We start from the raw sequence: 9546 nt of genomic DNA on the forward strand, positions 1-9546 counted from the left end.
TGTGCGCGGTGGGCGGATCGAGCGAGGCGACCGGCTCGTCGGCGAGCATGATGCTGGGCTCCTGGGTGAGCGCGCGGGCGATCGCGACCCGCTGCTTCTGTCCGCCGGAGAGCGCTCCACCTCGCGCCCACACCTTGTCGAGCATGCCGACCGAGTCCAGCGCCGCGAGCGCCAGTTCACGATCAGCCGCGGACGGCACGCCCAGAAGGTTGCGCCAGGCGGGCGCGTGCGCGAAACGACCGACGAGGACGTTGTGGTAGACGTCGGTGCGCTCGGCGAGGTTGAACCCCTGGAAGATCATCCCGACGTGTCCGCGCAGGTCGCGCAGTGCGCGTCCTCGCAGGGAGGTGACCTGGTGCGGGCCCACGGAGACGGCGCCTCCGGTGGCCTGCACCAGGCCGTTGATCGTGCGGATCAGCGTGGACTTGCCGGAGCCGGACAGACCGACGACCGAGACCATCTCCCCCGCGTCGATCCGCAGGGACACGCCCTTGAGCGCGCGAGTACCGTTCGGGTAGGTGACCGATACGTCATCGAGTGCGACGTGCCAGGACGTGTCCATGCGTGATCCTCTTCTGTCGTGCGGGACTCAGTGGGAGAACTTGTTCAGGATCTCGCCGTACCGGTCGATCTCGTCCTGGTGGGTCTCCGCGGTCCAGTCGGTGAGGCTGACGAGGTCGGTCATGACCTTCTTCGCCTCGTCGGAGGAGTCGGCGTAGCCGTCCATGAGCTTGGTGAGCTTGGCGACCAGGTCGGAGGGCAGGCTGCTGCTGACTGCGACGCCGCCGTTGGGGATCATGTCGGTGTAGGCGAACGCCACGACCTTGTCGGCCACGTCGGGGGTCTCCTTGAGCACGCTGGAGCGTGCGTCCCAGAACCCGAAGGACACCTCGGCATCGCCGTTGTATACCGCGAGCACGGCGTTGTTGTTGCCCTCGACGGGCACCTGGGTGATGTCGGAGTCGGTGTCGATGCCGGCATCCTGCATCGCGACCACCGGGTACTGGTAGCCGGCCGGCGAGGTGGCGGCCTGCAGCGCGACCTTGGTGCCCTTGTCGATCTTCTTGAGCGCCTTCAGACCGGCGGGGCCGGTCCCGGTCGCCTTGTCGCCGGCCTTCTCGATGCCGTTGCAGTAGCTGAGGTCGACGTCGTTCGCCGCGTACTTCGCCTTGACAGGAGCGTCCGCGCAGTACTTGTCGGGGTTGTTCGTGAACGCGACCGATGCGTAGGAGCTGGCGCCGAACCGCACGTCGCGGAGGATGAGCTTGGCGTCGAACTGGTTGATCGCCTGGTACAGCGAGCCGGCGTCGGTGATGATGACCTGCGCCTGATCTGCGCCGAGGGCCTCGACGGTGGCGGCGTAGTTGTCGGCCACGACGCCGTTGACCTTGATGCCGAGCTCCTTGCTCAGGTAGCCGGTGAGCGGCGTGAGCGCCTCGGCCAGGTCGGCGTTCTCGGTGGAGGGGACGAGCGAGATCGTGATCTCGTCGGGCCAGGCGGCGTCGGACGCGTCGCTCTTCGGGGTGTCGCCGCCGGCGCAGCCGGCGAGGACGAGGACGGATGCGGTGGCGATGCCCACCGCGGCGAGGGTCTTGCGCAGGTGCATGATTGCCTTTCGGAGCTAGTGTTGCAGGGCGTTCGGTGAGGTCAGGAGGCGAGGTCGGAGAGGCGCAGGGCGTCGTCCGCCCAGCGCCGGATGCGGGGGGCGAGATCCGCGAGGGTCGTCCCCCGGAAGGTGGGGTCCTCGGTCGACGACGATGCTGTGGCGCCGACCAGTGCGGTGTCGGCTCCCAGTGCACGGGCGGGCGCGAGGTCATTGACGAAGATGTCGCCGATGGAGAGCACCGGGCCGTCTGCGAGCGCAGCACGGACGAGCGCTTCGAGGCCGGCCGGCTTGCCGACGACGAAGTGCGTCGACTGCAGCCGATCGGCGATCCCCCAGGCGGCGAGCAGGTCGGGGATGCCGGTCTCGGGCGCGTTCGTGGCGAGGATCACGCGCACCTGCGGGTCGAGCTCGGCCATCAGCTCGGTCAGGCCCGGCGCCGGCTGCACGAGGGCGTCGGCGGTGCCGAGCCGGGTGCGGCTGTGCGCGTAGGCGGCGTTCAGCGTGCTCTCGTCGACACCGTCGGCGCGCGCGAGCGAACTGACAACGTCGTATCCGTCACGGTAGGCCGAGGCGCCGCGCTCGTAGGCGGCGAGCGCGGACTCCACGCGCGAGATGTAGTCATCACCTGCGGCTTCCGCTGCGAAACGGGCGAATGCCAGCACAGGGCCGTCGCCGACGGCGAGGGTGCCGTCGAAGTCGAAGATGATGGTGGGGGTCACGCGCGCTCCTCTGTTCTGGACGTTACGTCCAAGATTAGAGGCAATTGGCGGACAGCATGTCTATCTTCCGGTGAACGTCCGGTTAAGCCTGTGGATCCCCCACTGCGTTCCAGCGCCAGCGCTGGTCGGAGAGGAAGTCGTCGACCACGTCGTCCGGATGCCCCGATATCGGGAATGCGGTCACGAGGCGCCAGGTGTCGCCACTTCTGGTCCCGTAGATCAGCGCCGTGGCGGACGGATCGTCCGCTCCGACCAGCACGACCCGTGTCAGCGTGCCGTCGACCACGGCATCCGCTCGCCCCCGCACGGCAGAGGGTGGGTCCGTCAGCAGCGGCAGGGTCGCCGCAGTCACTCGCTGAAGGGGCGTCGACGCCCCGTCGCCCCAGAGCCGGAACGCATCGGGGACCTGGCCCAGCGCCGAGGCGAGGATGCCGTCCTGCCAGCGATCCCGCTTGTAGCCGTACGGCGTGACGGCCGTCGAGAACCAGTACGCGTACACGTGGATGACGCCGGCGTTGCCGACCGGGAACCCGGCGGCGATCCCTGCGGTCTCATGCAGCACGTCAAAGAGTTCGCGATCGATCACCGCCTCGCCGGTGTTCTCGTCGATAACCGTGGACAGGCCCCAGTGCGCGAAGCGCCCCTGGGCGGCATCCGCTGCGATGAACGCCCGCACCTGCTCGAGGTCGGGAAGCATCCCGTTCAGGCGGCGCCGTTGAACATGCTCGTGACCGAGCCGTCCTCGAAGACCTGGCGGATGGCCGTGGCCAGCAGCGGTGCGATCGGGAGGATGACGAGCTCGTCCCAGCGACGCGACGCCGACAACGGGATCGTGTCGGTCACGACGACCTGATCGATCGCCTCGTCCTGCAGACGCACGGATGCCGGATCGCTGAAGATCGCGTGCGTGGCGGCGACGATCACCTTGCGGGCGCCGTTCGCCTTCAGCGCCTGCGCCGCCTTCACGATCGTGCCGCCGGTGTCGATCATGTCGTCGACGAGGAGGCAGGTACGGTCGTTCACCGTGCCGACGATCTCGTGCACCGAGACCTGGTTCGCGACCTTCGGGTCGCGGCGCTTGTGGATGATCGCCAGCGGCGCGTTCAGGCTGTCGGACCAGGTGTCGGCGACGCGCACGCGGCCCATGTCGGGCGAGACGATGGTGAGCGTCTCGCGGTCCTCGGCGGTGAGGGTCTCCTCGAAGTGCTTCAGCAGCACCGGCTTGGCGAAGAGGTGGTCGACGGGACCGTCGAAGAAGCCCTGGATCTGCGCGGCGTGCAGGTCGACGCTCATGACGCGATCGGCGCCGGCCACCTTCAGCATGTCGGCGACCAGGCGGGCGCTGATCGGCTCGCGACCGCGGCCCTTCTTGTCCTGGCGGGAGTACGGGTAGTACGGGGCGACGACGGTGATGCGCTTGGCGGATGCCCGCTTGGCGGCATCCAGCATGATCAGCGTCTCCATGAGCCACTCGTTGACCGGCTCGCCGAAGGACTGCACGATGAACAGGTCGCAGCCCCGGATCGAGACCTCGAAGCGGGCGTAGATCTCACCCGAGGCGAACGTGCGGTGCTCGACGGGTGCCATCTCCTGACCCAGCGCAGCGGCGACCGCCGCAGTCAGCTCGGGATGGGAGCGACCACCGGCGACGACCAGTCGCTTCTTGGTCTTGGCGATCAGCCCGGGTGCGACCCCGTTCTCCCGATCCAGCGCCACCGTCTTCTTCTTGTGCCCCATCCGAGCCGCCTATTCCGCCGATCGTTCCCGCGCGGCGGCATCCGCCGCGCCGGTTCCTGCTCTGTTCTTCTCGACCCACCCCTCGATGTTGCGCTGAGGGGCGACGCTCATGGCCAGCGAGCCTGCGGGGACGTCCTTGCGGACGACAGCACCTGCACCGGTCTTCGCACCTGCACCAAGCCTAACGGGCGCGACGAGCACCGTGTGAGAGCCGGTGTGCACCTCGTCGCCGATCTCGGTGCGGTGCTTGTTCACATCGTCGTAGTTCGCGGTGATCGTGCTCGCGCCCAGGTTGACGTGGCGGCCGATCACGGCATCCCCCACGTAGGACAGATGCGGGACCTTGCTGTCCTCGCCGATCTGCGCGTTCTTGGTCTCGACGTAGGCGCCGATCTTGCCGCCCGCGCCGAGCACCGTCCCGGGACGCAGGAACGAGAACGGGCCCACGGTGGCGCGGGCGCCGATCACGGCCAGGTTCGCGTCGGTGCGCTTGACGACGGCGTCCTCGCCGACCTCGGTGTCGACCAGCGTGGTGTCGGGACCGACGGTGGCACCGGTCGCGATCACGCAGGCGCGCAGGAGCTGCGTGTTCGGCAGGATCGTCACGTCGGGTGCGAGCACGACGTCGTCGTCGATCCAGGTGGTGGCCGGATCGATGATCGTGACGCCCTCGCGCTGCCAGCGGCGGACGATGCGCTGGTTGAGCACCCGGCCGGCCTCGGCGAGCTGGGCGCGGTCGTTCACACCGAAGGTGGAGGCCGCGTCCGGTGCGAGCTCGGCGGCGACGTGCTCGGCCGCGCCCCGCAGCAGGCCGATCACGTCGGTGAGGTACAGCTCGCCCTGAGCGTTGTTCTGATCGATGCGGGTCAGGAAGGTGCGCAGCGCCGAGACCCGGAAGACGTACACGCCCGCGTTGATCTCGGTGACGGCGGCCTCGTCGTCCGTCGCGTCCTTCTGCTCGACGATGCGCTCCACGGCACCGTCGGCGCCGCGGATCACGCGGCCGTATCCGGTCGGGTCGTCCAGATGGGCGCTCAGCAGGGTGGCCGCGGCGGACGCCGCCCGGTGACCGTCGAGCAGGTGCTGCAGCGTGTCGGCCTCGAGCAGCGGCACGTCTCCGGAGAGCACGAGGACGTCGCCGTCGAAGTCGTCCGGGAGGGCGTCGAGTGCGACCTGCACGGCGCGGCCGGTGCCGGGGATCTCGTCCTGGTCGACGATGCGCGCGTCCGGGTACTGCTCGGCGAGCGTCGCGATGACCTGCTCGCGCTCATGCCGCACGACGACCTCGATGTGCTGCGCCCCCAACGCGTGCGCGGTGGTCAGCACGTGTCCGACCAGCGGTCTGCCGCCGATCTCGTGCAGCACCTTGGGCAGGCGCGACTTCATGCGGGTGCCCTGCCCTGCGGCGAGGACGATGATGGCGAGTGCGTTCTCCGACATGCTCCGCCGCCAGGACTCGAACCTGGACTTCACAGCTCCAAAGGCTGTCGTGCTGCCATTACACCACGGCGGACCGCGGCCCCCGTGGGACACCGCCCGTCAAGTCTGCCACGTTCACCCGTGCGCTCTGAGCGCGGCCGCGGACGTCGGCCCGCTCGTCATCTGCCGGAAACACTCTCCTTCGATCATGACGGCATGAGCATCGTCATCGAGCGCGTCCTCACGGCCATCCCCGCGCTGCAGGCGTTCGTCGCCGCGCACCACGCCGAGATGGAGGGCACAGCCCCGCCGGAGAGCCAGCACGCGCTGTCCTTCGACCGGCTCCTCGAGCCGGGTGTCCGGCTGTTCGCCGGCTACCACGACGGCCGTGCCGTCGCCACCGGCGCGCTGGCCGCGGTCGACGACGGCCACGAGGAGCTGAAGTCGATGCGCATCGCCCCGACCTCCCGCCGCCAGGGCTTCGGCCGCGCCATGCTCGCCTTCCTGATCGGGGATGCCGGGAGCCGGGGCATCCGGCGGCTGTCGCTCGAGACCGGTCGCGATCCGTTCTTCGCGCCCGCCCGCGCCCTCTACGCCGACGCCGGCTTCGTGGAGTGCGAGGCGTTCGGACGGTACCTGCCCGATCCGCACAGCGCGTTCCTGACTCTCGCCCCGGTGCCGGCGGCGGGGATGGAGGCGGCGCCGCACGCGGGATAATGGTGCGATGAGCGAGGTGGATGAGGTCGATCGGATCGTCAGCGCGTGGAACGCGCAGCGTCCCGACCTGGACTTCTCCCCGCTCGAGGTGCTCTCCCGCATGGACAGGCTCTCCCGCCATCTCGACCGGGCCAGGCGCGAGGTGTTCCACCGCAGCGACATCGAGCCCTGGGAATGGGATGTGCTCTCGGCACTGCGGCGCGCGGGTTCTCCCTTCCAGCTCTCACCCAAGCAGCTGCTGCAGCAGACACTGGTGACCAGCGGCACCATGACCAACCGCATCGACCGGCTCGTCGGCCGCCGGTTCGTGCGCCGCGAGGCGGATCCGGATGACGGCCGCAGCATCCTGGTCATCCTCACCGACGACGGGAGGGTGCGGGTGGATGCCGCGATCACCCGACTCGTGGACGCCGAGGCCGAGCTGCTGCAGGCGCTGCCCCGCGCGGACCGCGACCGGCTGGCGGGCCTCCTGCGCAAGCTCAGCCTGAGCTTCGACGTCTGAGCGCGCTGATGGCGATGACCTCACCGCTGCCCGTGCGCGACGGCGTCGGCGCGACGCGCCTGCACCTGCCGCTGAGTGGTCCCTGGCCCACGATCGGCGCCTACATGGCCGAGCGCTTCTTCCACCTCGACCCCGAGCGCCTGCTGACGCGCTTCGACCGCGGAGAGATCGTGGCCCGTGACGGATCGCCCCTCACCAGGGACACCCCGCTCGGCGCGCACGAGTTCGTCTGGTACTACCGGGAGCCGCCGGTGGAGCGCGAGATCCCGTTCGAGATCGAGGTGCTGCACCAGGACCGCGACCTCGTGGTGGCCGACAAGCCGCACTTCCTGCCGACCACCCCGGGCGGGAAGTACCTGCAGAACTCCGCACTGGTGCGGCTGCGGAACCTGCTCGGCATCCCCGAACTGACCCCGATCCACCGCCTGGACCGGGCGACGGCCGGCCTGCTGATGTTCTCGGTGCGCCCGGAGACCCGCGGCGCCTACCAGCTGCTGTTCGAGAACCGCCGGGTGGAGAAGGTCTACGAGGCGGTGTCGGCCCTGCCCGAGGTGTGGGATCCGGCATCCCCCGCGCTCGACGGCCGTCCGTTCCCGATCGTCCACCGCAACCACATCGAGAAGCTCCGCGCGAACGTGTGCGTGCGGGTCGATGCCGAGCGCGAGCCCAACTCCGAGACGCTGATCGAGCTGATCGACGCGGACGAGCGCGTGCTGCACACGCGACTCCGGCCGCGCTCCGGGAAGATGCATCAGCTGCGGGTGCACCTGGCGGCGCTGGGCGCTGGCATCCTCAACGACGGCTTCTACCCCGTGCTCCTGCCCGAAGCACCGGATGACTTCACCAGCCCCCTGCAGCTGCTGGCCCGCGAACTGCGGTTCACCGACCCGCTCACCGGCACCGCACGGGAGTTCGTGACGCGCAGGACCCTGCAGGAGGCTCCGGCTCCCTCCGTCAGGCCGGAACAGCGCCCCGCGCAGCCCACGCCACCGCGGGGAGCGTGAACGGACCGTCCGGCGCCTCCAGGTCGTCGCGCACCGCGGCGCGCACGGCATCCAGTTCCTCATCGCCCTGCTGCGCGTCGGACATGAAGCCGACCACGAGCGAGGACAGCGCCGAGTCGAACGCGCCGTCGGCGAAGGGCAGAGCCTCCGCGACGCCCTCGACCACCTCGGCGCCGGGCACCCGCTCGCGGCAGGCCGCGACGAACGGCGGCGAGGGGTCGATCGCCGAGACGCTCCCCGCACCGAGGCGGCGCGCGAGCTCGCGCGTGAGCCCGCCCGGTCCGCATCCGACGTCCACTGCACTGCCCGTCTCCACGCCGGCGAAGTCGGCGAACGCCGGCGCCAGCGAAGGCAGGAAGCGACCTATCAGACGGTCATAGCCGTCTGCCGCCTGGAACATCCCCGTGTCCATGACGCGCCTTTCACCCCAGAGGACTCCCCTGGTGCGAGGATGGCACGTCACGGGCCGCTGGGGAAGGGCTATCGCCGCATGATCACGCGCGCGAGCTTCGTCCCCAGCAGCTGGACGAGGTGCACGAACACGACGATGAGCACGATGGCCGCCCACATCACGACCGGCTCGAACTGACGGAAGCCGTAGATCTGCGCGAACGCGCCCAGACCGCCGCCGCCCACGAGGCCGGCCATGGCGGTCATGTCGATGAGCGCGACCACGATGAACGTGTAGCCGAGGATGAGCGGCCCGAGCGACTCGGGGATCGCGACGGTGAAGAGGATGCGCCACGGGCCGGCGCCCATGGCGCGCGCGGCCTCGAGCACGCCCGGAGAGACCGAGACGAGGTGCTGCTCGACGATTCGCGCGATCGCGAAGGAGGCCGCGAGACCGATCGCGAAGGCGCCGGCCGTGGTGCCGATGCCCACGCCGATCACGGCCCGGGTCAGCGGCATCGCCACCGCGATGAAGATGACGAACGGGATCGGGCGGAAGAAGTTCACCAGCAGTTCGAGCAGGCCGTTGATCAGGCGGTTCGGCAGCAGCCCGCCGCGGCGGGTGAGGTACAGGCCCACGCCGATGAAGGTGCCGAGAATGCCCGCCATGACCAGCGCGAACACGGTCATGTAGAGCGTCTCGACGGCGGCCTGCCAGAACTCGTCGCCCAGTTCGATGAGACGGTCCATCAGCGCGTCCCCTCCTGCTCGAGCTCGGTCACTTCGGCGTGCTGCCGGATGCCGCGCAACGCCTCGTCGATCGCGGCATCCGCGCCTCGGATCGCCAGGGTGAGATGCCCGAAGGCGCGACCGCGGATGTCATTGATCCCGCCGTAGACGAGCTCGAACTCGAGGCCCGCCTGCGCGAGGTCCAGCAGCACCTGCGACTGCGAGGAGTCCCCGTCGCGGAACGAGAACGTGACCAGGCGCCCAGTGTGCCGCTCGCGGAGAGCCGCCGCCTCGGCCGGCGAGGGAAGCCCCTTGATGACCGTGCCGACGAAGCGCTGCGAGGCGGGGTTCTGCGGTCGGGAGAAGACGTCGAAGACCTCGCCCTGCTCGATCACCCTGCCCTTCTCCATCACGGCGACCTTCGTCGCGATCGTCTGGATGACGTCCATCTCATGCGTGATGACGACGATCGTCACGCCCTGCTCGCGGTTCACTCGCCCCAGCAGATCCAGCACTTCGTGGGTGGTCTGCGGGTCCAGCGCGCTGGTCGCCTCATCGGCGAGCAGGATGCTGGGCCGGGTCGCGAGCGCACGGGCGATGCCCACGCGCTGCTTCTGACCGCCGGAGAGCTGCTCGGGATGGGCGCGCGCCTTGTCCGCGAGACCCACGAACCTCAGCAGCTCGGCCACGCGCTCTTCGATCTCGGGCTTGGACCAGCCGGCG

At 69.7% G+C, this 9546-nt stretch carries 12 protein-coding genes and 1 tRNA gene; 3 read left to right on the forward strand and 10 right to left on the reverse strand.

Annotation, left to right across the window (positions count from 1 at the left end; genetic code table 11):
- The 7 genes from BGN97_RS10140 to BGN97_RS10170 form a co-directional block, all read right to left on the reverse strand.
- Window positions 1–562: ATP-binding cassette domain-containing protein (locus BGN97_RS10140; protein ID WP_292700866.1), on the reverse strand; the 562-nt coding region annotated here is incomplete at its 3' end.
- A gap of 27 nt (window positions 563–589) precedes the next feature.
- Complete coding sequence (gene phnD, locus BGN97_RS10145) at window positions 590–1606, reverse strand: phosphate/phosphite/phosphonate ABC transporter substrate-binding protein (protein ID WP_292700868.1); 1017 nt, start codon at window positions 1604–1606, stop codon at window positions 590–592.
- Window positions 1607–1647: 41 nt separating this feature from the next.
- The gene (locus tag BGN97_RS10150) at window positions 1648–2325 is read right to left on the reverse strand and encodes an HAD family hydrolase (protein ID WP_292700871.1); all 678 of its coding nucleotides are present in this window, start codon (window positions 2323–2325) and stop codon (window positions 1648–1650) included.
- Between the two features lie 82 nt (window positions 2326–2407).
- Entirely contained in the window at window positions 2408–3022 is a 615-nt protein-coding gene (locus BGN97_RS10155; RefSeq protein WP_292700874.1) for an amino acid deaminase, read from the reverse strand.
- Between the two features lie 5 nt (window positions 3023–3027).
- On the reverse strand, window positions 3028–4062 hold the full coding sequence (locus tag BGN97_RS10160; protein WP_292700877.1) for a ribose-phosphate diphosphokinase: 1035 nt from the start codon (window positions 4060–4062) through the stop codon (window positions 3028–3030).
- A gap of 9 nt (window positions 4063–4071) precedes the next feature.
- Window positions 4072–5502, reverse strand: coding sequence for a bifunctional UDP-N-acetylglucosamine diphosphorylase/glucosamine-1-phosphate N-acetyltransferase GlmU (gene glmU, locus BGN97_RS10165; protein ID WP_292700880.1), 1431 nt, complete (start codon window positions 5500–5502; stop codon window positions 4072–4074).
- 1 nt (window position 5503) lies between these two features.
- Window positions 5504–5575: transfer RNA gene (locus tag BGN97_RS10170), tRNA-Gln, on the reverse strand.
- Window positions 5576–5697: 122 nt separating this feature from the next.
- On the opposite strand from BGN97_RS10170, the gene BGN97_RS10175 reads away from it, so the two are divergent.
- From BGN97_RS10175 to BGN97_RS10185, 3 genes are read left to right on the forward strand one after another with little or no spacing between them, the layout of a single operon-like run.
- Window positions 5698–6198 (forward strand): GNAT family N-acetyltransferase, encoded by a 501-nt coding sequence (locus tag BGN97_RS10175; RefSeq protein ID WP_292700882.1) that lies wholly within the window; start codon window positions 5698–5700, stop codon window positions 6196–6198.
- A 7-nt stretch (window positions 6199–6205) separates the two neighbouring features.
- Complete coding sequence (locus tag BGN97_RS10180) at window positions 6206–6700, forward strand: MarR family transcriptional regulator (RefSeq protein WP_292700885.1); 495 nt, start codon at window positions 6206–6208, stop codon at window positions 6698–6700.
- Between the two features lie 14 nt (window positions 6701–6714).
- Window positions 6715–7704: a pseudouridine synthase gene (locus tag BGN97_RS10185; RefSeq protein WP_292700887.1), complete on the forward strand. Its 990-nt coding sequence runs from the start codon at window positions 6715–6717 to the stop codon at window positions 7702–7704.
- Here the strand turns inward: BGN97_RS10185 and BGN97_RS10190 are convergent.
- From BGN97_RS10190 to BGN97_RS10200, 3 genes are all read right to left on the reverse strand, one after another.
- A complete protein-coding gene (locus BGN97_RS10190; protein ID WP_292700890.1) occupies window positions 7655–8116 on the reverse strand; it encodes a class I SAM-dependent methyltransferase in 462 nt (153 codons plus the stop codon). The genes BGN97_RS10185 and BGN97_RS10190 overlap by 50 nt on opposite strands.
- 68 nt (window positions 8117–8184) lie before the next feature.
- Window positions 8185–8844 (reverse strand): methionine ABC transporter permease, encoded by a 660-nt coding sequence (locus BGN97_RS10195; RefSeq protein ID WP_292700893.1) that lies wholly within the window; start codon window positions 8842–8844, stop codon window positions 8185–8187.
- The coding region (locus tag BGN97_RS10200) for an ATP-binding cassette domain-containing protein (protein WP_292700896.1) at window positions 8844–9546 on the reverse strand (703 nt) is incomplete at its 5' end. The genes BGN97_RS10195 and BGN97_RS10200, both read right to left, overlap by 1 nt.

The sequence above is a fragment of the Microbacterium sp. 69-10 genome (assembly GCF_001897945.1).
Lineage (GTDB): Bacteria > Actinomycetota > Actinomycetes > Actinomycetales > Microbacteriaceae > Microbacterium.

Coding starts and splice junctions, on each gene's coding strand:
- phnD (WP_292700868.1), bottom strand. CDS start 1,606: ATGCACCTGCGCAAGACCCTCGCCGCGGTGGGCATCGCCACCGCATCC.
- BGN97_RS10155 (WP_292700874.1), bottom strand. CDS start 3,022: ATGCTTCCCGACCTCGAGCAGGTGCGGGCGTTCATCGCAGCGGATGCC.
- BGN97_RS10160 (WP_292700877.1), bottom strand. CDS start 4,062: ATGGGGCACAAGAAGAAGACGGTGGCGCTGGATCGGGAGAACGGGGTC.
- glmU (WP_292700880.1), bottom strand. CDS start 5,502: ATGTCGGAGAACGCACTCGCCATCATCGTCCTCGCCGCAGGGCAGGGC.
- BGN97_RS10175 (WP_292700882.1), top strand. CDS start 5,698: ATGAGCATCGTCATCGAGCGCGTCCTCACGGCCATCCCCGCGCTGCAG.
- BGN97_RS10180 (WP_292700885.1), top strand. CDS start 6,206: ATGAGCGAGGTGGATGAGGTCGATCGGATCGTCAGCGCGTGGAACGCG.
- BGN97_RS10185 (WP_292700887.1), top strand. CDS start 6,715: ATGACCTCACCGCTGCCCGTGCGCGACGGCGTCGGCGCGACGCGCCTG.
- BGN97_RS10190 (WP_292700890.1), bottom strand. CDS start 8,116: ATGGACACGGGGATGTTCCAGGCGGCAGACGGCTATGACCGTCTGATA.
- BGN97_RS10195 (WP_292700893.1), bottom strand. CDS start 8,844: ATGGACCGTCTCATCGAACTGGGCGACGAGTTCTGGCAGGCCGCCGTC.